This window comes from Roseateles oligotrophus, assembly GCF_014204525.1.
In the GTDB taxonomy this organism is placed as follows: Bacteria; Pseudomonadota; Gammaproteobacteria; order Burkholderiales; family Burkholderiaceae_C; genus Paucibacter_A; species Paucibacter_A oligotrophus_A.
Genome location: NZ_JACHLP010000005.1, coordinates 351,303 through 377,801 on the forward strand (window position 1 = coordinate 351,303; position 26,499 = coordinate 377,801).

Sequence of the window (26,499 nt, forward strand, 5' to 3'; positions counted from 1 at the left end):
TCGCCGGGATAGCCGGGGTCGCCTGCACCCCAGCCTCGCGCCCATGCGAAACTTTGCCAGAAGAGTTGCAAGATCCGACGATGATTACGGCCACACACGGAGCGACCATGCCCACACAAACCCTGATAGCCGCCCTGCTCGCCCTGCTGAGCCTGCCGCCGCTGCGGCCGACCCCGATCTGGCCTGGTTGCAAGGCAGCTGGTGCGGCACGGGCCAGGACGGCGCGCAGGAAGAAGAGCTGTGGCAGGCGCCGCGTGGCGGTCTGATGCTGGGCCTGCATCGCGACACCCGCCCTACTTCCCAAGCTCCGTCGGCATCGCCGGCGCCGTCTTGCGCTGCACCGGCTTGTAGGTCTTCAGCCGCTCCAGCACGTTTGCAATCGCGGCGTCGAGCTGGCTGTCGCGGCCCTGGTTGACCTGCAGCGGGTCCAGTTCGACCTCGATGTCCGGGGCCACGCCTTCGTTTTCCACCCGCCACTCGCCCTCAGGCGTGAAGAAGCGGAAGAAGGGCACGACCAACTGGCCGCCATCGATCAGCGAGGGGTTGGCCGAGATGCCGATCAGCCCGCCCCAGGTGCGCTTGCCGATCAGCGGGCCCAGGCCCAGGCGCTTGAAGCCATAGGGCAGGAAGTCGCCGCCGGAGCCGGCGTCCTGGTCGATCAGCATGGCCTTGGGGCCGTAGATGGCGCCACCGGGGGTGTCGTAGATCAGGCCGTCGCGGTCCTTCCAACTGGACAGATAGGGCCGGCTCAGCACGTCCAGCACATAGTTGGCGGCCTGGCCGCCGCCGTTGCGGCGGTCGTCCACGATCAGGCCATCGCGGCCGATCTGGGCAAAGAACATGCGGTTGAAGAAGGTGAAGCCCTCGTCCGCCGTGTCGGGCAGATAGACATAGGCCAGGCGGCCGCCACTCTGGCGCTCCACATACTGGCGGTTGCCTTCGATCCAGTCCCAGCGGCGCAAGCCCGCTTCATTGGCCACCGGCACCACCACGGCCTGGCGCGGCGCCTTGGCGGCCGGGTCGCTGGCAATGCTCAGGCTCAGCTGCTTGCCCACCGTGTTCTCCAACAGGGCAAACAGGTTTTGCCGGGCGTCCAGCGGCCGGCCGTTGATGGCCATCAGGTAGTCGCCCACCTTCACACCCAGGCCGGGCGCGGCCAGCGGCGCCTTCATAAAGGGGCTCCAACGGTCGCCGCCGTAGATCTTGGCGATGCGGTAGTAGCCGCCTTCGACACGGAAGTCGGCGCCCAGCAGGCCGACCGCCACCTTGGCCTCCTGGTGCACGTCACCACCGGAGACGCGGTTATGTCCGACCTGCAGCTCGGCAATCATCTCGACCAGCAACTCGTTCAGGTCCTCGCGCGTCTGCACATGGTCCAGCAGGGGCAGGTAGCGGGCGTAAACAGCATCCCAGTCCAGGCCGTGCAGCTTGGGGTCGTAGAAGTACTCCTTCTGCATCCACCAGGTTTCGTCAAAGATCTGGCGCCATTCCTCGCGCGGATTGACCCGCATGCGCAGGGCCGCCGTGTCCACGGGCTTGGCGTCGAGCTTGGGCCCTGCATCGGCAATCTCCAGGCTGGCCTTGGCGCCGCGCAGCAAGAGCTTTTTGCCGTCGGGGCTGATCTCATAGCCCTCCAGGCCCTGGCGCAGGGACTTGGCCTCACGCTCCTCGAAATCAAAGCGGTAGAGCTCGGCACCCTCCTGGCCGCGCTTGTCCGGCGCGTCCAGGCTGGCACCGGCCTGGCGGCGGTCCAGATAGAACAGGGCGCCATCGGCCGCCACGCTCAGGGCCGCGTAATTGCGCTCCGGCACCGGCAGGCCGACGATGCGCTCATTCAGGCCGCTAGCATCGACGCGAGTCGGCTTGATGGGGGGCTTGACCTCGTCTTTCTTGTCCTGCGCCTTCTTGGGCTCGCCCTCATCGCCGTTCTTGGGCAGCAAGGGCGATTTGCCGTCGGCCGCCAGCACGGCGGCATAGATGCCCAGACGTTGCGGGCGCTCGCGGGTGGACATGTCCAGGCCGACCTGGGTGATGCCGGAGTTGGTGGAGGCGGTGAAATACAAGGCCTCACCATTGCTGGAGAAGACCGGGTTGCCGGCATGGGCCAGGCCGTCGCCCACCGCCACTTCCTTGCCGCTGGCGAATTCATGCAGGCGGATCTGGCTGAAGTGGTTCTCGCCCCGCAGGGTGTAGGCCAGCCAGCGGCTGTCGGGCGAGAAGGCCACATCGAAAGGCCCGCGCCTGGGGCTGCTGGCGATGCGCTGGGCCGTGCCGAAGCCGCTGGCGCCCACGGCGGGGCTGAGGCTCAGGCTGTAGAGATTGAGGTGGTTGTCCTGGTAGATCAGGCGTTGGCCATCGGGCGACCAGGCCAGCAGCGTGAAGTAGCCGCTCTTGCCCAGGGCGAAGCGCTTGGGTTTTTCCAGGCCGGCCTGGTCGCGCAGCACGATGTGGTGCTGGCGGCCGGCGCCGTCGGCTGGGTTTTGCTTGCGCTCGGCTTCGTCGGAGATATAGGCCACGCGCAGGCCGTCGGGGCTGCCCAGCGCGTCCTTTTCACGCACGCCCGAGCTCTCGGTCAGATTGCGCAGCGAGCCGTCCTTGACCGGCAACATGAAAACATCGCCACGCGCGCCGACGATCACCCGTTTGCCGGTGGCCGAGAGCTGGGCCGAGTCGATCTGGCGCGACACCTCCTTCCACTGCGTGCGCGCTTGCGGGGCGTTAGGGCTGAGCTGGATGTTGAGCCTGCGGCTCTGGCCGCTGGCCAGGTCCAGCTCATGCAAGAGGCCGGCGGATTCGTAAACGATCTGGCTGCCATGGGCGGCGGCACTCCTGACGTCCCACTGCGTCTGGGGAGTCAGCTGGCGCAGGGCCTGGGTGGCGCTGTTGTAGGCGAAGAGATTGGCGGCGCCGTCGGCCCGGTCGGAGATGAAGACCAGCTCCTGCCCCACCCACAGCGGGTTGATGTCGCTGGCATTGACATGGGGCACGGCCTCCAGCTTTTGCGTGGCCGGGTCAATGATCCAGATCGGCGGCGTGGTGCCGCCGCGGTGCTGGCGCCAGCCCGAGGGGCCGTTATAGGCCTGCTTATAGGGCCGGTAAGCCAGGCGCTTGCCGTCGGGCGACCAGGCGCCCTCGTAGGCCACGGCCTCCATCACCTTCTGCTCGAACACCGAGGCCGCGCCCGCTTCGGCGCTCACCTCGTAGAGCTGGTTGCTGCGGTTATTGGCCACCTCGCGGTTGGAGGCGAACAGGATCTTCTTGCCGTCCGGGCTCCAGCCATTGACCACATCGGCGGCCGGATGCCAGGTCAGGCGACGCGCCTGGCCGCCGTTGATGGGCATCAGATACACATCGGTATTGCCCTCGTAGGCGGCGGAGAAGGCGATCCAGCGCCCGTCCGGCGAGATGGCCGGGGCGAACTCGGCCGCGGCGTGCTGGGTCAGTTGGCGCGCGTTCTGGCCATTACGGTCGCTGACCCAGATATCGCCGCCGTAGACAAAAGCCAGGTGCTGGGCCGAGACCGAGGGCTGGCGCAGCAACTGGCTGCCGGCTGCCGGCTGGGCCCAGGCGCCCACCGTGGCCAGGCCAAGCCCGGTGGCCAGGCCCAATAATTTCTTGTACTTGCTCATCTCGAATCGTCTCCCTTATTCCTTCTTGTGCGCACAAAACCCAGCAGCAGCAAAAGGCCGGGGATGGCGATCATGGTCCAGAAAATCAGCGGCAAATGCGTTTTGACGACATTGGCATTGCCGAACACATAACCCGTCAGCGTCACGCTGCCTATCCACAGCAAGGCGCCGCTGACATCGTAGAAGGTGAATTTGCGCCGGGTCATGGCCGTCACCCCCGCCACAAAAGGCGCGAACGTGCGGGCAAAGGGGATGAAGCGGGCCAGCACCAGGGCGATGCCGCCGCGCCGCTCGTAAAAGTCATGGGCGCGGTCAAAGGCCGCGCGGTTGAACCAGCGCGAGCTCTCCCACTGAAAGACCTTGGGGCCGAAGAAGCGGCCGATGGCGTAATTGGTCTGGTTGCCTGCCACCGCCGCCAGCAGCATCACCGTCAGCGCCGTGCCCAGGTGCAAAAGCCCCGTGCCACACAGCGTGCCGACGATGAAAAGCAGGGAGTCACCCGGCAGGAAGGGCATCAGCACCAGGCCGGTTTCGATGAAGATGATCAGGAACAGCAGGGCGTAGATGGCATTGCCATAGAGCGCCACGAAGTCGGCCAGATGCCGGTCCGCGTGCAAGATGATCTCGAAGAAGCTGGCCAGATATTCCATGCGGGCTGCGAGTTAGCTGAACAACAAGGCCCGACTGTAGACCAGGCTCAGCGTGCCTGCTGCTGCTCTGCCCGCTTGGCCTGCTGCCGCCCGGCCCGCCAGCCGCCGATGATGGCGATCAGGCCCGGGACGATGATCATGGCCCAGATGATCTTCTCCAGATTGTCCTTCACCCAGGGCAGATTGCCGAAGGCATAACCTATCACCGTGATGCCCACCACCCACAGCAGGGCGCCGACGATGTTGTAGGTGGTGAACTTCTTGCGGTCCATCTCCGCCACCCCGGCCACAAAGGGGGCGAAGGTGCGCACAAAGGGCATGAAGCGGGCAATGATGATGGTGACGGCGCCGTTGCGCTCGTAGAACTCATGGGCGGTGTAGAAGGCGCGGCGGTTGAAAAAGCGCGACTGCTCCCACTGGAAGACCTTGGGCCCGAAATAGCGACCGATGCCGTAATTGCACTGGTCGCCCAGGATGGCGGCCACCAGCAGCACGGCAATCGCCAGCGGCAGATTCATCAGCCCGGCGCCGCACAGCGTGCCGACGACGAAGAGCAGAGAGTCGCCCGGCAAAAAAGGCATGACCACCAGGCCGGTCTCCACAAACACGATCAGGAACAGCAGGGCATAGACCCACATGCCATAGGCCTGCACAAAATCGGCGATATGCCGGTCGACGTGGACGATGAAGTCGATGAAGAAGCTGATGAGTTCCATGGCGGTGGATTATGGCCGCTGTGCGCAGCGGCTGATGAGCTTTTGAACTCTTGCTTGGCTACCCGTAAGCCGCCTGTAACGACTTGTCCACACGTATCAGGCAAGAGACGACCATCCTCTGCCCGTCGCCCCACCCGTCCAAGCGCCCAGGAACACTCGCTCGGTGTCTGAGTCCAGCGCTTGCCGATTAGACTGAATCTGACAAGAAAGACAGAGGTAGAAATGCTAGGTTCCGCAGACATCAAAGTCCGGCCGCTCAAGCTGGCGCTCATGGTTGACCCGAGCAGTGCGTCACAGGTGCGCGAGGCCATCCGCTTGGCCTGCACGCAGTGGGGCGGTATGTTCTTCCCGATCATTCCCGTGCATAAGCGCATGCCTGCCAGTTGGCGAAAGGGGTCGTTGAAAGCTCCTCCAGCACACGACGTGGTGAAGGGTTACCTCGACGGATTTGATCCAGACATCTTGGTCCAATTCGGGAAGGAGCTACCCAAGTACGTCCTCGACTCGAAGCTGAAGGTTCTCAAACCAGAAAGTTTCTGGAGCGGCGGTCGAGACCAAGATGCGAACGAACCCACCTACGGTATCGGCGTACTCGATGTCCTGCTGGACATCTTTCGGGAGCATTTCAAGTTCAAGCCGAGATACCCGCTCAAGGCTATCGTCCCCGTCATACCCAAGGGGTTGGGCCTGTTCTGGGCCAGCGTCTTCGGTGAGTACCCCGAGCACATTGCCGAGGCTATCGACAAGGAGTTTGCAGACGCCTTGGATCTTTCGAAGCCTGAAGTGCGCCCGACCAATTTTCGCGAGCTGACAGAAGAGGACGTGCTCTTTCCAAGACGAATCACTCAATGGGCGACACGCGTGCAAGGCGGGGGCGGCTTTCTCCGGAAAGCATCGGTCTTCTTTATGGACGCCTCGAAAATCGAGGATGTCATCGACTTTTGGAACCTCAGGGCGTCGGGACGTCCAGTGCTCCCGCTGCCGAAGCAGTTCCTGGATGAGGCCTCCTTCAGACAGGTCGTCGTTGAATTTCTTGATGAGCATCGTCGTCCTTGGGGGAAGGACGGCAGTAGCTTCGATCTCGCCAGCTTGATTCCAAGTCGCCACAGCACGATGGACGAGATGCAAGCCTTTGCGAAGTCCCTGGCTCTTTCATCACTGGACGATAAGCCGGGCTCCACGACTCAGCGAATGTCTCTTCAGCATTGGTACCCAAGGCTATGGGACGAATGGGCACGCGGCAACGGTGACGGCATAGCGGATGTATACGGTGAGGATGAGGAAATAACCGACATCGAGGGCGAGGAGCATCTGTCGATGCGACTGAAATCCCTCGTCCCTTCGTTTGGCCGCGAGAACTGGTACAGGAGCAAAGGTCGATGCGTGAACGAGTTCGACTTACGCTTGTATGGCGCCGATGAGCACCTGGCCGAGGTCTATCCGAAGGTCGAAGGAAACCACCTACTGCAAGCCATTACCGGCAACATCGGCGGCTACGGCGAGTGGCGTGTAGGACACCATGGCTTGGTCCGGATCGTTCGCCGCTTGTCGGGCGAGTCGCGCAAGGCTCCCAAGTCAGAGGAGATCTTATTCGCTTGGCTGAAGGATCGCGGCTGGGAGGCGAAGCTCTCGAGTCCTGGCATTTTGGCCAAGCAGATTTACAAGCGGCTTGGCGGTATGGTCAGCATGCTTGCAGACAAGGATGTCCTCGCCTTGATCGAGCACATGAATGGCGGAATGGTCACCAGGGGCGGTGCGCAGAAAGATGACAGGGTGATTGTCGAGAGGGAAGCCTCCGTTGCCGAGGTCAAGAGAAAGTTGAACGCCCATCGCTACGAATGGTTCATTCAAAAAGGTATTTTCAAACTCGGACTGCAGACGAAGTGTCCCAGTTGCCAGCGGAACAGCTGGTTTGCCATGGCGACGCTAAAAGAAGAGCTTGACTGCCCGAAGTGCTTGAACACGTTCCCTGCCGCAGGCAATATTGACCAGGGTCGAAGCGGCTGGTTCTATCGGACGGCCGGTCCATTCAGCGTGCCGAACTTTGCGGACGGCGCGTTCTCGGTCCTACTGACGCTGGAGGCCCTTGCCGGACGCATTACCTCTGGGCGCCGGAGTACGTCAGTCCCGAGTTTTGAGGCGACGGCGCCGGGCAAGGTGAACCTCGAGGCAGATCTCGCCATGTTCTGGCGTGACGGAAGCTATGGCGATGACACCGCGGGGATCTTGTTCGGTGAATGCAAGAGCTATGGGCTCTTCAAAACCAAGGACTTTCAGCGCATGCGTTACCTGGCCGAGACGTTTCCCGGGGCGGTCCTGGTCTTCAGTACGTTGCGCGAGAGTTTCACCAAGGAGGAGATCGCGGCACTTACGCGCCTCGCAAAGTTCGGACGCAAGTACTGGAAGGCGAATCGCCCCAGGAATCCCGTGCTGATCCTCACTGGCGCAGAGCTACTGACCTGGGAACACCCGCCTCATTGCTGGAATGAAGAGCTGCAAAAGCGATTCCAGAACGTGGATTCACTGATGGAGCACTGCAATGCCAGCCAGCAGATATACCTCGGGTTGTCGTCGTGGCAAGAGGACTGGCACGCAGCGTTCGAGCGTCGCAGACGAGCGCGCGAGAAAAGGAGCTAGGGCGAGTCGCCCGCCTGAAACGGCTCCGCCGGCCTTCTTACAATACGCACATGGACCTTTCCTCTGCGGCGAATTCCGCGCCGATTTCCCCCAGCCCCGCCGTGCCGTCGCCCGGGCGCCGCGCCATCCGCGAGCTGCCCGATGAGTTGATCAGTCAGATCGCCGCCGGCGAGGTGGTGGAGCGCCCGGCCTCGGTGGTGCGTGAGTTGGTGGACAACGCCCTGGACGCCGGTGCCACGCAGATCCAGCTCAAGCTGATGGCCGGCGGCGTGCGCGCCATCGTGGTGGAGGACGACGGCCTGGGCATCCCGCTGGAAGAGCTGCCCCTGGCCCTGAAGCGCCATGCCACCAGCAAGATCCGCTCGCTGGACGAGTTGGAGTCGGTCGCCACCATGGGTTTCCGGGGCGAGGCCCTGGCCGCCATCTCCTCGGTGGCCGAGATGGCCGTGCTCAGCCGCTTCGACGGAGCCCCCCACGCCCACCGCCTGGACGCCCGCTCCGGCGAGCTGCAGCCCGCCGCCCGTGCGCGCGGCACCAGCGTGGAGGTGCGCGAGCTCTTCTTCAGCACCCCGGCCCGGCGCAAATTCTTGAAGACCGACGCCACCGAGCTGGCCCATTGCGTCGAGGCCGTGCGCCGCCACGCCCTGGCCCGGCCCGATGTGGGTTTCACCATCTGGCACGAGGGCAAGCTGGTCGAGCAATGGCGCGCCGCCAGCTCCGAAGCCCGCCTCAAGGACGTGCTGGGCGAGGACTTCATGGCCGAGAGCCGCCCGGTCTTTGCCGAGAGCGGCCCGCTGCGCATCTACGGCCGCGCCGGCCTGCCCGAGGCGGCGCGCAGCCGCGCGGACATGCAATATGTCTACGTCAACGGCCGTTATGTGCGCGACAAGCTGATCGCCCACGGCATACGCTCGGCTTATGAAGACGTGCTGCACGGCCACCGCCAGCCCTGCTATGTGCTCTTCATCGAGATCGCGCCCGACCGGGTGGACGTGAATGTGCACCCGACCAAGATCGAGGTGCGCTTCCGCGACGGCCGCGAGATCCACCAGAAAGTGCGTTATGCGGTGCAGGACGCGCTGGCCCTGTCGCGCTCCGCGGCGGCCGAGGCCCCGGCGCCAAGCGGGCTGACGCCCCTGCAGGAGGCCCAGCAAGCCGCCGCCCAGGTGGCCGGCAGCCGCCCCTCGCCCGGCAATCCACCGGCCTGGTTCCAGGCCGGCACCGTGGCCGAGCGCACTGCGCCGAGCTATGCCGCCAGCAATAACTGGCAAGCCCCCATCCCCAACACTCAGCAGGCCTCGCTAGGCCTGGCCGAGGTGGCCACGCTTTACGGCGGACGCGACTACAGCGGCAGCCTGCTGAGCAGCGCGCAGGCCCAGGCAGAGCAAAGCGCCCCGGCGCTGCCGAACCAGACCCTGCCCCAGCACGACTGGCCGCTGGGCCGCGCCATCGCCCAGATCCAGGGTGTTTATGTGCTGGCCGAGAACGCCCTGGGCCTGATCATTGTGGACATGCATGCCGCCCACGAGCGCGTGGTCTACGAGCGTCTGAAGGCCAATCTGGCCGCCAAGGCCATCGAGTCCCAGCCCCTGCTGATCCCGGTCACCTTCGCCGCCACGGCGCAGGAGATCGCCGCGGCCGAGGCCCATGCCGAGACCCTGGCCCGCCTGGGCCTGGACGTGGCGCCGCTGTCGGCCAAGGTGCTGGCCGTGCGCGCCCGGCCCGCTGCCTTGGCCGGTGGCGATGTGGTGGAGTTGGCCCGCCAGGTGCTGGCCGAGCTCTCGCAGTTCGAGGCCAGCCAGGCCATCGAGCGGGCCCAGCACGAGATCCTGGCCACCATGGCCTGCCACGGCGCCGTGCGGGCCAACCGCCAGCTGAGCCTGGATGAAATGAATGCGCTCTTGCGCGATATGGAGCGCACCGAACGCGCCGACCAATGCAATCATGGTCGGCCGACCTGGCGCCAGCTCAGCATGCGTGAGCTGGACGCGCTGTTTTTGCGTGGGCGTTGAGGCTTTTTACTCAGCGTCCCACGGCTTGTTTTTTGATCTTGGTGAATGGAATCCCCGGAGGCACGATGGCCACTTTGAAATTGAACAAAAAGAAGAATGCAGGCCCGCCCGCCTCCAGCAATCGCAATGCCGAGGGTGAGCGCCGCGCGCCCATCCGCGGCAAGGGGGTGTCGCGCCCCCGCCAGAGCCTGGAAGCGGCCAAGGCCGAGCGCGAGCAACGCCAGGCCCAGTACGAGCAGCGCCGCCCGGCGCGTGGTGCTGCCGCGGGGGAACGCGGTCCAGGCCGTATTGATGAGCGTGGCGATGGCCGCGGCCCTGGCTTTGCCGGCGGCCCTCGCGGCGATGCGCGCGGCGCGCGCCCGGATTCACGCGGCCCGCGGCCGGCCTATGGTCGCGATGGGGGTCGTGAGGGCTGGCGCCAGGATGGCCCGCGCTACGAAGGTCGGCAAGACGGCCGCCCGGACGGTCGCCATCAAGAGCCTCGCTTCGAGGGGCGCAATGAAGGCCGTGGTGGCTACGAGCCCCGTCGCGATCAAGAGGGCTATCCAGCCCGATCGCATGCACAGCAACCCACGCGAGACCCTCGCGACCCTCGCTTTGCGCGTGATTCCCGCGGCCCCGGCCACGGTGGCCCCGCAGGCTATGGCCCGCGCGGAGAGGATCGCCGCCCGGCCCATGGCCAGCAGCAAGGCCCGCGCCGCGCGCCCGATGAGCGCGGCGGCCAGGAACGTTGGCAAGGCCAGGGCCAGCCACGCCAGGACGCCTACCGCGACCAGCGCCAGGATCAGCGCCGCGCCTCCTCCCCCCGCCCCTACCCGAATCAAGGCCCGCGCGATGCGCGCGGCCCGGCCTTCAATCGTGCCGCCGAACAAGCCGGCCAGAACCTGCCGGCCCATCTGCGTGAAGCCGCCGCCAAGCTGGCCCGTCAACTGGGCGACGAGCACGATGATGACGAAGACGATGTGAAGCACGGTTATGGCCACGGCTTCGGCAGCAATGCCAATGCCGAGGGCGTGCGTCTGTCCAAGCAAATGGGCGTGCTGGGCCTGGCCTCGCGGCGCGAAGCCGACGAGTGGATCGCGGCCGGCTGGGTGCGTGTGGACGGCAAATTAGCCGTACTGGGCCAGCGCGTCTCGCCCGAGGCCCGGATCGAGGTCGATCCCCTGGCCCACAAGGAGCAGGCCAAGCGCGTCACCATCTTGCTCAACAAGCCCATAGGCTATGTCTCCGGCCAGGCCGAGGACGGCTATGAGCCCGCCTCCGTGCTGATCCGCAGTGACAACCATTGGGCCGAAGACACGTCCGGCATCAAGTACCACATCGGCCACAGCCGCGGCCTGGCGCCCGCCGGGCGCCTGGACATCGACTCCACCGGCCTGCTGGTGCTGACCCAGGACGGCCGCATCGCCAAGGTCTTGATCGGCGAGGACTCTGCGGTCGAGAAGGAATACCTGGTGCGGGTCGAGTACCACGGCCGCGAGGGCCAGGGCCCCGCGCCCGAGCTGAAAGACGGCCCGACCAGCGCCCAGCTGCCGGCCGCCGATCTGGCCCTGCTCAACCACGGCCTGGCCCTGGACGGCGTGCAGCTCAAGCCCGCCAAGGTGGGCTGGCAGAACGACGACCAACTGCGCTTTGTGCTGCGCGAGGGCCGCAAGCGCCAGATCCGCCGCATGTGCGAGCAGGTCGGCCTGAAGGTCGTGGGCCTGAAGCGCGTGCGCATAGGCCGCATCAATCTGGGCAATCTGCCGGTCGGCCAATGGCGCTTCCTGACGCCTTGGGAGCGCTTTGATTGAGCCCAAAAGAATTGACTCTGACCCCATTGTTTCGCGGGCCGATCTGCCTGGCCGGGCCGACCGGCACGGGCAAGACGGCGGCGGCCCTGGCCTTGGCCGAGTTGCTGCCGGTGGAGATCATCAGCGTGGATTCGGCCCTGGTCTACCGGGGCATGGACATCGGCACGGCCAAGCCCACGGCGGCGGAGCTGGCCGCCGTGCCCCACCACCTGATCGACATCATCGACCCGCTTGAGGCCTACTCGGCCGCGCAGTTCGTGGCCTCGGCCCGCCGGCTGGCGGCGGAGATCCTGGCGCGTGGCCGCCTGCCCCTGCTGGTGGGCGGCACCATGCTTTATTTCAAGGCCTTGTTTGAAGGCCTGAGCGAGATGCCCCAGGCCGACGAGGCCTTGCGCGACAAGCTCGATGCTCAGGCCGCCGAGATCGGTTGGCCCGCCATGCATGCCGAGCTGGCAAGACTTGACCCCCTGACCGCGGCCCGTTTGGCGCCCGGCGATTCGCAGCGCATCCAGCGCGCCTTGGAGGTCTGCCTGCTGAGCGGCCGGCCCATGAGCGAGCTGCACCAAAGCCGCAGCGAGGGTGTGGACTGGCCCCTGCTCTCGCTGGAGCCGCAGGACCGCGCCTGGCTGCACGACCGGCTGGATCAGCGTTTTGCGCAGATGCTGACGGCCGGCCTGCTCGAAGAAGTCCAAGGCTTGCGCGCCCGCGGCGATTTGCACCCGGACCTGCCCTCCATGCGCTGCGTCGGTTATCGCCAGGCCTGGGAGGCGCTGGACAGCGGTGATTTAAAGCCCCTGCAGGCACGCGGTGCCGCCGCCACCCGCCAGTTGGCCAAACGCCAGCTGACTTGGTTGCGCAGCATGCCGCAGCGCCGGGTGATCGCCTGCGACCACCCCCAGGCCCAGCTGCATCTGCTGGCCGCCGTGCAAAGGCTGCTGCAGGCATGACTGTGCTGCTGCGGGCGCGCGATCTGAGCAAGGCCTACGGCGAGACGCCCGTGTTCCAGGGCGTCGATCTTGAGCTGAGGCCTGGCGAGCTGGTCGCCTTGCTGGGCGAGTCGGGCAGCGGCAAGTCCACCTTGCTCAACTGCCTGGCCGGCCTGGACGAGGCCGACAGCGGCACGGTCGAGATCGCAGGCCAGGCCTTGCGTGGCCTGCCGGAGGCCGGCCGCGCCAGACTGCGGCGGGCCAAGCTGGGCTTTGTCTTCCAGGCCTTCCACGTGCTGCCGCATCTGAGCGTGGCGCAAAACGTCGCCCTGCCCTTGCTGCTGTTGCAGCGACCCGATCCGGCTCGCGTGCAAGCCATGCTGGACGCCGTCGGTCTGGGGAGTTTGGGAGAACGCATGCCGCGCCAGCTTTCGGGCGGCCAGCTGCAGCGCGTGGCCATCGCCCGCGCCCTGGTGCACCGCCCCGCCCTGATCCTGGCCGACGAGCCCACCGGCAATCTGGACGCCCGCCATGCCCGCGAGGTGCTCGATCTGCTGCTGGCCCAGGTGCGCGCCGAGGGCACGGCCTGCCTGCTGGTCACCCATTCCGAACTGGCCGCGGCCCGCGCCGACCGCGCCCTGCGCCTGGACGAGCAAGGCCTGCGGCCGTGGCAGTTGCACGCTCACTGAGCTGGTTTGCCCAGCTGTCCTGGCCGGCCCTGCGCCACCAGGCCGGGCGCCAGCTGCTGGCCTTGTTGGCGATTGTGCTGGGCGTGGCGCTGGGCTTTGCCGTCCATCTGCTCAATAGCACGGCCCTGGCCGAGTTCGGCAGCGCGGCGGCCAGCCTGCAAGGCAAGCCCGATCTGGTCTTGCGCGGCGATACGGCCGAGAGTGTGCCGGAGGCGCTTTATTTCAAAGTGGCCGCCGACCCTGGCGTGGCCTTGGCCTCGCCCATCGTCGAGGGCCAGGCCCTGGCGCAAGACGCCCAGGGCAAGCCCTTCAGCCTGCGCCTGATCGGCTGGGATCTGCTGCAGGGCGCGGCCCTCAATCCCGCCCTGCTGCCGCAGGCGGCCGGTTCCAGCCTGCTGGCCGGTCTGGACCCGGCCCAGCTCTCGCTCAACCCGGCGGCGCAGCAAAAACTGGCCGGCCCGGCGAGCCAGCTTCGCCTGCGCGCCGCCAGCGCGGGCTCGGGCCAGGCGCAAAGCCAGCTCTTTCAGATCGGCCCCGGCAATGCGGCGGCCGGCACGCCGCTGGCGGTGCTGGACGTGGCGGCGGCCCAGGCCTTGCTCGGCAAGCTGGGGCGGCTGGACCGGGTGGACATCCGCCTGGCCGCCGGGCTTCAAGCCAAGCAGTGGCTGGCCGGCCAGGCCCTGCCACCGGGTTTCGGCGCCGCCCCGCCGCCCGATGAGGGCCAGCGCCTGAGCCAGATCAGCCAGGCTTACCGCGTCAATCTGGGCGTGCTCTCGCTGATGGCCTTGTTCACCGGCAGCTTGCTGGTGTTCGCGGTGATGTCCTTGTCGGTGGCCCAGCGCCTGCCGCAATGGGCTTTGCTGGGCGTGCTGGGCATGACGGCGGCCGAGCGCGCCCGCCTGCTGCTGCTGGAGGCCGCCTTGCTGGGCGCCCTGGGCAGCCTGCTGGGCCTGGCCCTGGGCTGGGGCCTGGCGCAAGCCGCCCTGCATTGGCTGGGCGCCAATCTGGGCCTGGGGCAGCTGAGCGCCGGCCTGGCTTTGCAGCCCCTGCCCTGGGGCGCGGCCTTGGTGTTTGGCGGCCTGGGCCTGCTGCTCAGTCTGGCCAGCGCCGTCCTGCCCGCCCTGACCCTGCGGCGCATGCCGGTGGCCCAGGTGCTCAAGGGTCTGGGGGCCGATAGCGGCTTGCAGCTCCCGGCCTGGCTGGGGCCGGTGCTGCTATTGGCCGGCCTGGGTCTGGCCTTGCTGCCGCCGCTGCCGCCGGGCTGGCCGGGTGCGGAGCTGCCGCTGGCGGCCTATGCCGGCATGCTCTGCCTGCTGCTGGGCGGCATTGCCTGCGTGCCCCAGCTGCTGCGGGCTTGCCTGGGCCTGCTGCGCCTGTGGCCGGGTGCGCATCGCCAGGCACTCATTGTGCTGGTGGATGAGCGCGCCCGCGACCAGGCCGGCGAGGCCAGCCGCGCCCTGGCCGGCGTGCTGGTCAGCCTGGCCTTGTCGGTGGCCATGCTGGTGATGGTGGGCAGCTTCCGGGACTCGCTCAATCTCTGGTTGACGCAGATGCTGCCGGCCGATCTCTATCTGCGCTCCAGCCTGCGGGTCAGCAGCGCGGGCGGCGTGGACGGCCTGTCCGCGCCGCTGCCACCCGCCTTCCTCCGGGCCGTGCAGGCCAGCGGCCTGGCCCAGCGCATCGCGCCTCAGCGCAGCGACGAGGTTTGGATGCAGGGCCAGCGCTATGCCTTGCTGGCCCGCGCCGTGGACGAGGCCCAGCTGCCCCTGGCCGAGCCCCTGAGCGCAGCGAGCCACAGGCAAGACCTGACCCCCATCTACATCAGCGAGGCCTTGCGCGATGCCTTGCGGCTCAAGCCGGGCGACACCAGCGAGCTGCGCCTGCGCGCCGCGGCGCCGCCGCTCAAGGTCCTCGTGCGCGGCGTCTGGCGCGACTACGCCCGCCAAAGCGGCGCCGTCCTGATGCCACTGGCGGCTTATCAGGCCTGGACCCAGGACGAGCGCGTCACCGAATTGCAGCTCTGGCTGGCCCCCGGCCAGAGCAGCGATGCCGCCAACCGTGCCCTGCGCGCCCTGGCGGTCCAGGGGGACGATGTGGAGATCGCCGCCAGCGAAGACTTGCGTGCCCTGTCCATGAAGATTTTCGACCGCAGCTTTGCCGTCACCGTCTGGCTGCAGGGTGTGACCCTGGCCATCGGCCTGTTCGGCATCGCGGCCAGCCAGTCGGCCCAGGTGCTGGCGCGCCGGCGCGAGTTCGGCCTGCTGCTGCATCTGGGTTTTAGCCGCGCCGGCGTGTTGCGCCTGCTGACGCTGGAGGCCGCCCTGCTCTGCGGCGTGGGCTGCCTGGCCGGCCTGGGCCTGGGCCTGGGTTTGAGCGCCGTGCTGATCTGGGTGGTAAACCCGCAGAGCTTTCACTGGAGCATGGACATGAGCCTGCCCTGGCCGCGTTTGCTGGCCCTGCTGCTGGCCGTGTTTGCCGCCGGTGTGCTGGCGGCCTTGCTGGCCGGGCGCCGCGCCGCCGGCTTTGCCGCCGTGCAATCGGTGAAGGAGGACTGGTGATGCGTCGCCGCAGCCTGTTAGCCCTGGCGGCCCTGCCCGCAAGTCCGGCCCTCGCCGCCGACCCCGCGCGCCTGCGCTTCCCGCGCGATTTCGGCGCCCATCCGCAAAGCAAGCTGGAGTGGTGGTATCTGACCGGGATCTTGTTTGCCGAGGCCAGGCCGGCAGAACCCTTGTTCGGCTACCAGCTGACCTTCTTCCGCCTCAAGGGCCCGGCCGCCAGCGATCACCCCAGCACCCTGGCCGCCCGGCAAGTGATGATTGGCCATGTGGCGCTGAGCGATCTGCGCCAAGGCCGGCTCTTGCACGAGCAACGCCTGGCGCGCGTGCTGCCGGGCCTGGCCGAGGCCGGCGAGAACGATTGCCGCTTGCAGCTGCGCGACTGGTGGCTGCGGCGCGAGCCGGGCGACCCGGCCCGGGCCAGCCGCTACCAGGCTCGCTTCAATGCCCCGTCGTTTGCCCTGGATTTGCAGCTGCAAAGCCAGCAGCCGCCGCTCTTGCAAGGCGACGGCGGCCTGTCGAAAAAAGGCCCGGGCGCCGCCCAGTACAGCCATTACTACAGCCAGGTGCAAATGCTGACCCAGGCCAGGCTGCGGCGGGACAGGCAGGAGCTGCGCCTGCGCGGCCTGTCCTGGCTGGACCAGGAGTGGAGCGAGCAGTTGCTGGGCAGCCCGGCCGCGCCGCAGGATCAGGCCGTGGGCTGGGACTGGGCCGGCATCAACTGGCAGGACGGTAGCGCGCTGACCCTGTTCCGCCTGCGCCGCGCGGACGGCTCGGTGCTGTGGAGCGGCGGCAGCTGGCGCTCCCCCCAGGGCGGCACGCGCAACTTTGCGTCGCATGAGCTGCAGATGCAGCCCCTGCGCCTGTGGCAGAGCCCGGCCAGCCAGGCCCGCTATCCGGTGGTCTGGTTGCTCAGCACGCCGGTGGGCGAGTTCAAGCTGCAGGCCTTGATGGACGCCCAGGAGGTGGACGCCCGCCTGAGCACCGGCATGCGCTACTGGGAGGGCGCGGCCGAGCTGCGTTCGACGGACCCTGTGGCGCCAAGGCTGGGCTTGGGTTATCTGGAAATGACGGGTTATGCCGGCGCCATGCGCCTGGCTTGAGCCGCCACGGCGGCCACTTCAAAGATTGAAGTGCCTGGGTTTGCCGGGCTCCGAACTCTCGGCCGCGCGCACACAGTTGCGGCCGGCCTTGCGGGCCTTGTCCAGGGCGATCTCGGCCTGTTTGATGAGCTGATTCAGGCTCAGCTCGACCGGGCGCAAAGCCGCCACGCCCAGGCTGCAGCTGACCGGGATGAAGAAACCGTTCCAGGCGAAATTCAGGCCTTCCACCCGCTCGCGGATGCGATCCGCCACATCGAGAGCACCCAGCGGGTCGGTGTGAGGCAGGAAGAGGATGAATTCCTGACCGCCATAACGCGCCAGCACATCGGCCTGGCGCAGGGTTTCGGCAATCGCCTCGGCGACCTGGCGCAGCAGCAGCTCGGCACAGGAACGGCCAAAGGCCTGGCCGACCCGGCGGAAATGGTCGACATCGATCAGCACCAGGGCGCAGTCCATCTCGTAGCGGCGGGCCAGCGAGCATTCGCGCTCCACCAGGCTCAGAAAATGGCGTTGGTTGAAGACGCCGGTGGCTTCGTCCTGGGTGCCGTAGCGGCTCAGGCTGCGCTGCAGACGCTGGGCATAGTCCAGCGCGCTGAGACTGAGTTGTCCCAGGGTAATGCCAAAAGCCAGGGCGCAGACGGTGGCACAGGCGGCAGCCACCCAGCGATTGCCCTGCCCCAGCAGGGAAATCACAAACTGCGACAAGGCCAGCGAGATCAATAGATTGGCCAGGCAGAACAGCAGCAGGGTCGGCTTGGCCCCCAGTTTCTGCACCCATTCATTCGCACGCTGCAGCCAGCGCGGCGGATCCAACTCTTCACGCATTCGGCAACAACCCCAAGACTTATTCCGGGCCTATTGCACCATGCAGGGAGCCGGCTTGGCGGCATCCCCCCCAAAGCGGGGACAGCAAGTTCAGACCAAGCTGCGCCGGCGCAACAGCAGGGCCGCCAGCCCGCCGAGCAGCAAGAGATATTGGCCAGGCTCCGGCACGGCCGAGGGGATGCTGACCACGAAGGAGACCTGGTTGCCAGTCAGATTGTCCGCCGCGATGCCGGTGAAGGTGTGGCCGTCGGCGCTCATGCCCACGACGGACTTGAAGTCGTAGTGGTTGGCCGTGTCGATGCCGTAGCCGGCCAGATAGTCGTCCAGCGTCTGCACGCTGCCGCCCAGCTGATTGCCGTTGACCGTGCCATCGCCACGCCAGATGAAGGCGTAGGAGCCGCTCAACAAAGCGCCTTGCGGGCTGTGGATGCCGACCATGGTGAGGCCGTCGTCGGAGATCGCCGAGGTCGAGGCCGTGCCCCGGCCGGTGGGGCTCAGAAAGGGCAGCTTGTCGTAGTACAGCACCTGGCCAGTCGCCACGTCGTAGCGGTAGGGCAGCGCGTTGTTGAAACTGGTGCCGGCCGCCCAGCTGCCGTTGCTGGACATGGCCGAGAGCTGGTAGAGGCCCAGCGTGGGCGACTCCGGCCGGCCGGGCGTCGTCATATCGTACTCACCGCTGGCGTTGCGGGTCCAGACGGCGGCGCGGCGCGAGTTGGTGGTGTAGCCCACCAGCACGCTGGCGTCCAGGTTCATGGCCTCGACGCGGGCCTCGGTGCTGCCCAGGCTGACCACGGTGCCGCTCAGGCGGTCGGTCACGAAGCCGCGTGACACCGTGCTGCCCGGAACGTAGGAGCTGCCGCCCACGTAGCGGCCATCGCCGCTCATGGCCCAGACGACCGAGCCCGTCGTGCCCGCCGAGTTCAGGCCGCCGAGGGCCGGCACCTGGCTCCAGGCGCCGGTGTCGCGGCTGTAGACGGCGGCCTGGAACTTGCCCTGGGCGTCCTGGATCTGGCCGGCGACGTAGCGGCCGTCGCGGCTGATCTCCAGGGCGCCGGCGGTGCCCGCGAAGCCGCCGATATCGGTCAGCGTGTGGGTGGCGGCCGACCACAGATAGGCATGGGTGCCGCCGCCGGGCCCGGCGCTGCCGAACACGGCGTAACGGCCGTCCGCCGACACGCCGTACCCCACACCGGGCGAGTTGAAAACATCCAGTTGCTGGGCCCAGCCCGTGCCGGCCAGGCAGAGGCTGGCGGCGCCGGCCAGTGCGGCGTGGCGGAAAAATGCTGCGGTCTTCATGCCAGCTCCTTGCTTGCCAGAGCGCGCTTGCGCAGCAGGCCGCCGACGGCCAGCAAGCCCAGGCCCAGCTGGGCCCAGGTGGCGGGCTCGGGCACGGCCAGGGTCGGGTGCAGCACAAAGGCCGAAGAGACGCCGGTGGCGGTGTCGTAATACATGCCCGAGATGGCGCTGCCATCGGCCGACATGGCGTTGAGCTGCCAGACATGCTGGGTCGCCGTGAGCGGCTGGCCCATGCTGGCCAGATAGCTGTCGAAGCTCATGGTCGCACCATCGCCGTAGGCGTTGTAGATCCAGGTGTCCTGGCTCAGGGTGCCGACGGTGGCGCCGGTCACCGGGCCGTTGTACATGCCGATCACGACGCCGCTATTGGAGACGCCGACCACCGTGCCCTTGACATTGCGCACCGGGTCGAGGCTGCCGGGCGTGGGGTCGATGACATGGTCGTAGGGGATGACGATGGCGGTATTGGTCTGGGTGTTCCACAGCGTGGTGGGGAAGTAGACGACGTCACCGGGGAAGCTGCCGTATTGCACGGCCATGGCGTTGACCGAGCTGCCGGCGGCCCAGATGCCGTTCTCGCTCAGCTTGTCGGCCGCGACGGCCACAAGAGCATTGCTCTTGGGGTTGTGGGCGGTCGGTGCCACGGTCTCTGCATAGCTGCTGCCATTCCATTTCCAGATCGTGCCCACGGCCGAGCTGGACTTGTAGCCCGACACCACCGAGCCATCGCCGCTGACCGAGATGGCGCGGCCATTGCCCGCCACGGTGGGCGCCAGATCCACCATCTGGCCGTTGCGATAGACGAAGGGATGGAGGCGGGAGACGCCGTTCACCGTCGCCCAGGACTGGCCGACCACGGCATTGCCGCTGGCCGAGATGCCCCAGGCCTGGCTCAGCTCCACCGTCTGCTGACCGTTGACCGACAGCGTCGTCGTGCCGCCCAGGTTGCCCAGCGTGGTCCAGCTGCCGGTATGGCGGTCGTACAGCGCCGCCTGGCTGACATTGCAGATCTTGTTGCCACTGGTGCAGGCGGCCGTGGCGCCAGGCACCGTGCTGCCGCCCGAGATATAGCGGCCGTCGCCCGAGAGGCTCAGCGTATTGCCATAGCCCAGGCGCAGGGCATTGGCGCCCGGCAAGGTCTGGGCGCTCTGGTTCGAGCCATCGAGGATGTACTCGCCGCTGCTGCGGCTGGTGACGCCCCAGGCCCCTTGATTGCTCAGGCCGGTGATGGGGGCGTTATTCGGCGGGGCATAAACATCCAGTTGGTAGCTGCTGGCCAGCACCGAGCTCGAGACACCCGCGGCCAGCAAGGCCGCGAGCTTGGGCAGATGAAAGGGTTGGGACATGAAGGGGCTCCAGGTAGTCATGCCCTCAGCGTAGGCAAACCGGCGCCAGGCCTTGCTGGGGCAAGCCCCGAGCCGGCCGCAGATTGGCGTTGGTGGAGCCGCCATGGCCAGATCGGGCAGGGTTTGCACCCCTCACCCCCCATGAATCGGGTGCCACTGGTTCGGCTACCATTCTTGCAAGGCTGCGCAGTGAAGAGACCTCGCCCCATGCCCTTGCCGCAAACCGCCCCCTCACCCATGGCCAGTTTTTCCAGGCCGGACTTCCTGCTGGCCAGCCCCGGCCTGTGCCTGCAGGGCCCGGCGGCCATCCACGAGCATTTCGAGCGCCTGAATGCGCACACGCGCGCGGCCCGGCGCCAGCTCGGCGCCACTCCTTTGCGTGCGGGCGATGCCCTGCCGGTGGCGGCCCTGGCCATGCCCGAGCATGCGCGTGCGGGCGGCGCGACCTTTCTGGTCGAGGCCTATTTCCCGATGGCGCTCGATGTGCACACCCTGGACGCCTCCACGGCCCCCGAGGCCCTCTCGATCTGCATGCCGCTGAGCGGCGAGTTCCGCCTGCGCCTGCACTCGGGCGAGTACCAGGCCGTGGCCGGCGAGGCCCTGATCATCGACCCGGCCGGCGTGGAGCTGACCCAGGTCGGTGCCGCCACCCACTTCATCGAATTCAATCTGCCCAAGGCCGGTTTTCTGAGCCTGGGCGCCGAACTGGCGCCGGGCCGCTGGGGCGGCGCGCCCCTGTTCGAGCCCTTGCTGCGCGGCCCGCTGGCCGAGCGCCTGCGCCTGATGGCCGTGGAGGCCGGCAAATGCCTGCTGCCCGGCCGCGCCGATGCGGCCCGGCAGGTGATGTTCAAGCGCTGGGCCGAGCTGATCAGCCTGACCCTGCTGGATGAGCATCTGCTCGCCGACAGCGGCCGGGCCATGGGCAGCCCACCGCCCGGTCTGAAGCGAGCGCTGGACTTCATCGCCGCCCATGCCCGCGAAGACATCTTGCTGGCCGATATCGCGGCCGCCGCCTGCGTCAGCGCGCGCAGCCTGTTGCGCCTGTTCCGCGAGCATCTGGGCCAGTCGCCCGGCGCCTATCTGCGCCAGGTCCGGCTGGACCAGGCCCGCGCCGAACTGAAGCGCGGCGACGCCCCGACGGTGCGGGCGCTGGCGCAGCGCTGGGGCTTCCAGAACCCCGGCAAATTCAGCCAGGCCTATCGAGCACGCTTCGGCGAGTCACCGGGGGAAACGCGCTCGCCAAGGATCCGCTAGCCCGTCAATGCGCGTCGACGCTGACGCTGGCCCCCACCGCGGCCGGCCGGCGGGTCAGCCAGATCGTGGCGATCAGCAGGAGGAAGATACAGGCCGAGGCCAGAAAGATATCGTCCGCCGCGCGGGTGAAGGCCTGCTGGTCGATCAGGCGGTTGATCTGGGCCCAGGCCTGCTCCTGGCTAAAGCCCGCCGCCCTGAGCCCGGCCACGGTTTCGCCGGCCACCGGATTGCCCAGGCTCAGCTGCTCCGCCATATGCTGGTGATGCAGGGTGGCGCGGCTCTCCCACAGCGTGGTGGCGATGGAGGTGCCCATGGCCCCGGCGGTGATGCGCACGAAGTTGGACAGGCCGGCCGCCGCCGGCAAACGCTCGGGCGTGATGCCGCTGAGCGTCAAGGTGGTCAGTGGGATGAAGAAAAAGGCCAGGGCCGCGCCTTGCAGAATCGTCGGGACCATGATGGTCGCGAAGTCGGTCTGGGTCGTGAAGTTGGCCCGCATGCCCAGCACGACGGCGAACATCACAAAGGCGAAGCTGGCCATCATGCGCGGGTCAAAACGGCTGACGTTCTTGCCCACCACGGGTGACAGCAGAATCGCCAGCAGGCCGACCGGCGCCAGCGCCATGCCCGCATCGGTGGCGGTATAGCCCATGTACTGCTGCAACCACAGCGGCAGCAAGACCACATTGCCGAAGAACAGGCCGTAGGCCAGCGATAGCGTGGCCGCGCCGAAGACGAAGTTGCGGCGCGCGAACAAGCGCAGGTCCACCACCGGATGCTCGTCGGTCAGCTCCCAGGCCAGGAAGAAGGCGAAGCCCACGGCCGCCGTCAGGGCCAGGAGCTGGATCTCGCCGCTGGCAAACCAGTCCAGCTCCTTGCCCTTGTCCAGCATGATTTGCAGGGCACCCACCCAGATCACCAGCAAGGCCAGGCCCACGCCGTCGATGGGCAGCTTGCGGATGGCCGTCTCGCGTTCGCGGTAGATGCTCCAGGTCAGCAAGGCGGCGAACAAGCCCACCGGCACATTGATGTAGAAGATCCAGGGCCAGGACACGTTGTCGGTGATCCAGCCGCCCAGCAGCGGCCCCACCACCGGCGCCACCAGCGTGGTCATGCCCCACAGCGCCAAGGCCGTGCCCGCCTTGGCGCGCGAATAACTGGCCAGCAACAGGGTCTGCGAAAGCGGAATCATGGGCCCCGCCACCAGGCCTTGCAGCACCCGGCAGGCCACCAGCATCTCCAGCGAATGGGCGAAGCCGCACAGCCAGGAGGCCAGCACGAAGAGCAGCACGCTGGTGGTGAACAGGCGCACCGCGCCGAAGCGCTGGGTCAGCCAGCCGGTCAGCGGCACCGAGATGGCATTGGCCACGCCAAAACTGGTGATGACCCAGGTGCCCTGCACCGGGCTCACGCCCAGATCGCCCGAGATGGCCGGCAGCGACACATTGGCGATGGAGGAGTCCAGCACATTCATGAAGGTGGCCAGGGACAGGGCCACCGTGCCCAGCACCAGTTGGCCGCCCTGCAAGGGGGCGGGCAACTCGGGCGGGGCGAAGTTTTTCGACGCGGCGCTCACGGCGGGGCTCAGGCGCGCGGCTTGGTCGCAGCCTTGCTCATGGCCTTGGCCTGGCTGCCCAGATTGGCGCGGATGATGCGCGCCACATCGGCGTCCGCGGCCGCATTGGCCTGGTCATAGACCGCGGTCTGGGCGGCCGGCTCCTTGCGCTGGGCCTCCACCAGGCTCTTGCCGCTCTGGTCCTGCACATCGACCGTGACATTCATGGACAGGCCCACGCGCAGCGGATGCGCGGCCACCTGGCCTGCGTCCAGCGCGATGCGCACCGGCACGCGCTGCACCACCTTGATCCAGTTGCCGGTGGCGTTCTGCGCCGGCAGCAGCGCAAAGGCCGCGCCCGTGCCGGCCGACAGGCCGACGATCTGGCCCTGGAACTCGACCTTGTTGCCGTAGACATCGGCCACCAGCTTGGCCTTTTGACCGATGCGGAGCTTGGCGACCTGGCCTTCCTTGAAATTGGCATCCACCCAGGCCTGCTGCAGGCCCACCACCGCCATCAGGGGCGCGCCGGCCGCGACGCGCTGGCCTAACTGCACGCTGCGGCGGGCCACCCAGCCGTCCACCGGCGCGGGCAGCTCGGTGCGCTGCTGGGCCAGAAAGGCCTCGCGCACGCGGGCGGCGGCGCGCTGCACATTCGGGTGCTCGGCCACGCTGGTGCCATCGGTCAGGACCTGGTTGGACGAGAGCTGCTGCTGCGCCGCCTGCAGGGTGGATTGCGCGGCGCCGAGGGCCGACTTGGCCGCCGTGGCCTGGGCATTGGCGTGATCGAACTCCTCGCGGCCGACGGCGCCACTGGCCAGCAGGGGTGAGCGGCGTTGCACATCGGCGTTCAGCCGGGCCAACTCGCTTTGGACGCGCTGCACATCGGCCTCGCGGCTGCGGATCTGGGCGGCCAGGGTGGCGTTGTTGGCGTACAGGGTGCGCACCTCACGCACGGTCTGGGCCAGCTGGCTCTCGGCCTGCTCCAGGGCCACGCGGGCGTCGGCCGGGTCCAGGCTCACCAGGGGCTGGCCGGCCTTGACGAAGTCGGTGTCGTCCACATGGATGGCGCGCACCGTGCCGCCCACCAGGGGCGTGATCTGCACGACATTGGCGTTGACGTAGGCGTTGTCGGTCTGCTCGACCCGGCTGCTCACCGCCCACTGGTAGACACCGTAAGCACCCAGGCCTAGCAAGACGGCCAGGCTGATCAGGCTCAGGGCTTTTTTACGGGGGGGACGGCTCTTGGCGGCGGTCGGGGCATTGGTTTCAGAAGCGCTCATGGCCTGCTTTCGTCGAGAGTGTTTTTGAATGATTTTTTGAGGGCTGGGCTCAGCGGGCCGCCGTGGCTTCCTGCCAGCCACCGCCCAGGGCGCGGATCAAGCCGACTTGCGCCTCCAGGGCCTGGCCGCGCAGCTCCAGGCTTTGGCGCTCCTGCTGCAGGACGCCGCCTTGCGCATTCAGCCAGGCCAGCTTGGAGCCCAGGCCGGCGCCGAAGCGCTGGGCCGCCAGATCGCGCGAGGCACGGGCATTGCCCAGCAAGGCCTCTTGCTCCTGCTGCTGGCGCTGCAGGGACTGCAGGCTGCTGAGCTGGCCGCTGGCCTCGCGCACGGCCTCCAGCAGCGTGCCGTTATAGGCCGCGACCGAGGCATCCAGGTCGGCCGCCGAGCCCTTGAGCTGTGCCCGCAGGCGGCCGGTGTCGAACAAAGGCAGGCGCAGCGAAGGGCCGAAGCCGTACTGCAGGCTGCCCGCCTTGAGCAACTGATCCAGACCAATCGAGCCGAAACCGGCAAAGGCCGTGAGGTTCAGGTTCGGATAGAACTGCGAGCGCGCCAGGGCCAAATGCTGGGTGCTGGCCTCCACCCGCCAGCGGGCGGCCACCACGTCCGGGCGCCGGCCCAGCAGGTCCAGGCCCAGGGCCGTAGCCTCGTTCGAGGGGGTTTGCAAGGGCAAGACCTGGGGCAGCTGGGGCCGCAAGCCCGCCAGTTGCTCGGCGCTCTGGGCGCTCAGGCTGGCCAGTTGCTGGCGCAGCAAGGCGGCCTGCTCGTCCAGCACCCAGGCCTGGCGGCGCAGCTCGGGCAGCGGGGCCTCGGCCGTGCGCTGCTCCAGGCTGCTGTCCAGACCGGCGGCGACGCGCTGGCGCACCAGGGCCAGGCTTTGCTCGCGCTGGCTCAGCTGCTGAGCCAGCAATTCCTGCTGGGCCAGCACGCGGGCCAGGGACAGATAGCTGCGCGTCAGCTGGGCCGCCAGCATCAGCTGGGCTGCCTCGCCCTCGGCCTCGGCGGCACGGGCCTGGCCCAGGGCGGCCTTCAGCTCGGCCTCGTGGCGGCCAAAAAAGTCCCAGTCATAGCTGATGCCGGCCTGCAGCGTGGCCATGGTGCGCAGGCTGCCGGCGATGGGCGGCGGGTAGAGGCTGTGCTCGGGATAGCGTTGGTAAGTGGCGTCCACGCCGGCGCCGACCAGGGGCTTGTCGCTGGCGCGGGCGTTCTCCACCAGGGCGCTGGCGCGCTCCACCCGGGCCCGCACCTGGGCCAGACCGGGGGATTGCGCCAGCGCGCGGTCGATCAAGGCGTCCAGCTGCGGATCATTGAAACGGGTCCACCAGCTCTTGCCCGCCGCGGCGGCAAACGGCGGGTACTCGCCTTGCGCCCGCTGCAGGCCCACTTGCTCGGGCGGCAAGAGGCTGGCGGCCGGCTTGAGCGTGGGCACCGGCGCGCAGGCCGACAGCCCCAGCAGGCCGAGCAGCAGCATCAGCAGGGGCAGTTTGAGAAGGGGTCGTGGTGCGGCGGTGGTGGTCATGGCTGGGTTCATCAGGGATGGCAGGTGTTTTGTTCGGGAGGCATGGCCGGGCTGGCCGCTTCAATCCTCGCAATCGTCCTCACACAGGGGATCGCTGCGCGGGCCGCTGGCGCCGCCCGAGGCCTCCAGCAAGGCCTCGCCGTTGTCAATCATTCTTTGCAGCAGGCTCAGCAAAAGCCGCCATTCGGCGTGGCTGAATCCGCTCAAATGGGCATTTAACACATCGGACAAGACGGTGTGCAGCTCGGCGGTGACCTGCAGGCCCGGCTCGCTCAGATCGACCATCACGACGCGGCGGTCCTGCGCCGAGCGTTCGCGCCGGATCAGGCCCTTGGCCTCCAGCCGGTCCAGCAAGCGGGTGAAGGCGCCGGCGTCGACATCGAGTTCGCGCACCAGCTGGGCCGTGCTGCTGGCACCGCTATGGCGCAGGGTGATCAGGGTGCCCCACTGCGCATGGGTCAGGCCGGCGTCCTGCAGGCGCAGATCGACCTGGCGGGTGATGGTCTGCTTGAGCTTGCGCAGCATCCAGCCCACGCTCTCGCTGCGCTGGTAGCTTTCCGGGCGGTAGAACTGGATGTCGCCATCGGCCGCGCCGGGCGGCTGGGCTGGGGGCGTGGAAGACTTGGCGGATTTGGACTGGGGCACGGCGGCTTCACTCGCGAAGATGGGCGGCCGACCCTCGCACTTTCGGGCGAAGGCCGTCGTTTTTCGGAACAG

At 67.7% G+C, this 26,499-nt stretch carries 18 protein-coding genes and 1 pseudogene; 9 read left to right on the top strand and 10 right to left on the bottom strand.

All coding sequences use genetic code 11. From position 1 onward, the window contains the following. Positions 1-43: 43 nt before the first annotated feature. Positions 44-277 (top strand): annotated as a pseudogene (locus HNP55_RS24860) (DUF6265 family protein); the annotation flags it as partial. A gap of 16 nt (positions 278-293) precedes the next feature. Here HNP55_RS24860 and HNP55_RS14110 read toward each other — a convergent pair. From HNP55_RS14110 to HNP55_RS14120, 3 genes are read right to left on the bottom strand one after another with little or no spacing between them, the layout of a single operon-like run. Continuing rightward, positions 294-3,629: a S41 family peptidase gene (locus HNP55_RS14110; protein ID WP_184300475.1), complete on the bottom strand. Its 3,336-nt coding sequence runs from the start codon at positions 3,627-3,629 to the stop codon at positions 294-296. Beyond that, positions 3,626-4,279, bottom strand: coding sequence for a VTT domain-containing protein (locus tag HNP55_RS14115; protein WP_184300478.1), 654 nt, complete (start codon positions 4,277-4,279; stop codon positions 3,626-3,628). The genes HNP55_RS14110 and HNP55_RS14115 overlap by 4 nt, the downstream gene beginning before the upstream one ends. A 47-nt stretch (positions 4,280-4,326) precedes the next feature. Then, positions 4,327-4,995: a DedA family protein gene (locus tag HNP55_RS14120; RefSeq protein ID WP_184300481.1), complete on the bottom strand. Its 669-nt coding sequence runs from the start codon at positions 4,993-4,995 to the stop codon at positions 4,327-4,329. 222 nt (positions 4,996-5,217) lie between these two features. Here HNP55_RS14120 and HNP55_RS14125 point away from each other — a divergent pair, with 222 nt between their 5' ends. The 7 genes from HNP55_RS14125 (at position 5,218) to HNP55_RS14155 (ending at position 16,710) form a co-directional block, all read left to right on the top strand. After that, positions 5,218-7,632, top strand: a complete 2,415-nt coding sequence (locus tag HNP55_RS14125) for a hypothetical protein (RefSeq protein WP_184300483.1) — start codon at positions 5,218-5,220, stop codon at positions 7,630-7,632. A 50-nt stretch (positions 7,633-7,682) separates the two neighbouring features. Further along, a complete protein-coding gene (gene mutL / locus HNP55_RS14130) occupies positions 7,683-9,644 on the top strand; it encodes a DNA mismatch repair endonuclease MutL (protein ID WP_184300486.1) in 1,962 nt (653 codons plus the stop codon). 65 nt (positions 9,645-9,709) lie between these two features. Continuing rightward, a complete protein-coding gene (locus HNP55_RS14135) occupies positions 9,710-11,437 on the top strand; it encodes a pseudouridine synthase (RefSeq protein WP_221439588.1) in 1,728 nt (575 codons plus the stop codon). Positions 11,438-11,448: 11 nt separating this feature from the next. Then, on the top strand, positions 11,449-12,384 hold the full coding sequence (gene miaA, locus HNP55_RS14140; RefSeq protein WP_246448412.1) for a tRNA (adenosine(37)-N6)-dimethylallyltransferase MiaA: 936 nt from the start codon (positions 11,449-11,451) through the stop codon (positions 12,382-12,384). Further along, a complete protein-coding gene (locus HNP55_RS14145; protein ID WP_184300488.1) occupies positions 12,381-13,052 on the top strand; it encodes an ABC transporter ATP-binding protein in 672 nt (223 codons plus the stop codon). Before miaA ends, HNP55_RS14145 begins: the two co-directional genes overlap by 4 nt. Continuing rightward, positions 13,031-15,610, top strand: a complete 2,580-nt coding sequence (locus tag HNP55_RS14150; RefSeq protein ID WP_184300491.1) for an FtsX-like permease family protein — start codon at positions 13,031-13,033, stop codon at positions 15,608-15,610. The genes HNP55_RS14145 and HNP55_RS14150 overlap by 22 nt, the downstream gene beginning before the upstream one ends. Then, positions 15,610-16,710, top strand: a complete 1,101-nt coding sequence (locus tag HNP55_RS14155; RefSeq protein WP_184300494.1) for a lipocalin-like domain-containing protein — start codon at positions 15,610-15,612, stop codon at positions 16,708-16,710. Before HNP55_RS14150 ends, HNP55_RS14155 begins: the two co-directional genes overlap by 1 nt. An 18-nt stretch (positions 16,711-16,728) precedes the next feature. Here HNP55_RS14155 and HNP55_RS14160 read toward each other — a convergent pair whose 3' ends face one another. The 3 genes from HNP55_RS14160 to HNP55_RS14170 all read right to left on the bottom strand — a co-directional run bounded on the left by HNP55_RS14160 (position 16,729) and on the right by HNP55_RS14170 (position 20,177). Further along, positions 16,729-17,535, bottom strand: coding sequence for a GGDEF domain-containing protein (locus HNP55_RS14160; protein WP_184300497.1), 807 nt, complete (start codon positions 17,533-17,535; stop codon positions 16,729-16,731). Positions 17,536-17,625: 90 nt separating this feature from the next. Continuing rightward, entirely contained in the window at positions 17,626-18,831 is a 1,206-nt protein-coding gene (locus HNP55_RS14165) for a PEP-CTERM sorting domain-containing protein (RefSeq protein WP_184300500.1), read from the bottom strand. After that, on the bottom strand, positions 18,828-20,177 hold the full coding sequence (locus tag HNP55_RS14170) for a PEP-CTERM sorting domain-containing protein (RefSeq protein ID WP_184300503.1): 1,350 nt from the start codon (positions 20,175-20,177) through the stop codon (positions 18,828-18,830). The genes HNP55_RS14165 and HNP55_RS14170 overlap by 4 nt, the downstream gene beginning before the upstream one ends. A 207-nt stretch (positions 20,178-20,384) precedes the next feature. Between HNP55_RS14170 and HNP55_RS14175 the strand changes: the two genes are divergently transcribed. Continuing rightward, positions 20,385-21,431: a helix-turn-helix transcriptional regulator gene (locus HNP55_RS14175; protein WP_184300506.1), complete on the top strand. Its 1,047-nt coding sequence runs from the start codon at positions 20,385-20,387 to the stop codon at positions 21,429-21,431. A 4-nt stretch (positions 21,432-21,435) separates the two neighbouring features. Here the strand turns inward: HNP55_RS14175 and HNP55_RS14180 are convergent, their stop codons facing one another. From HNP55_RS14180 to HNP55_RS14195, 4 genes are read right to left on the bottom strand one after another with little or no spacing between them, the layout of a single operon-like run. Continuing rightward, the gene (locus HNP55_RS14180; protein WP_348648707.1) at positions 21,436-23,004 is read right to left on the bottom strand and encodes a DHA2 family efflux MFS transporter permease subunit; all 1,569 of its coding nucleotides are present in this window, start codon (positions 23,002-23,004) and stop codon (positions 21,436-21,438) included. Positions 23,005-23,012: 8 nt separating this feature from the next. Beyond that, positions 23,013-24,266 (bottom strand): efflux RND transporter periplasmic adaptor subunit, encoded by a 1,254-nt coding sequence (locus HNP55_RS14185; RefSeq protein WP_184300509.1) that lies wholly within the window; start codon positions 24,264-24,266, stop codon positions 23,013-23,015. A 49-nt stretch (positions 24,267-24,315) separates the two neighbouring features. Beyond that, on the bottom strand, positions 24,316-25,782 hold the full coding sequence (locus HNP55_RS14190) for an efflux transporter outer membrane subunit (protein ID WP_221439589.1): 1,467 nt from the start codon (positions 25,780-25,782) through the stop codon (positions 24,316-24,318). Between the two features lie 60 nt (positions 25,783-25,842). Beyond that, positions 25,843-26,427, bottom strand: coding sequence for a MarR family transcriptional regulator (locus tag HNP55_RS14195; RefSeq protein ID WP_184300514.1), 585 nt, complete (start codon positions 26,425-26,427; stop codon positions 25,843-25,845). Between the last annotated feature and the right edge of the window lie 72 nt (positions 26,428-26,499).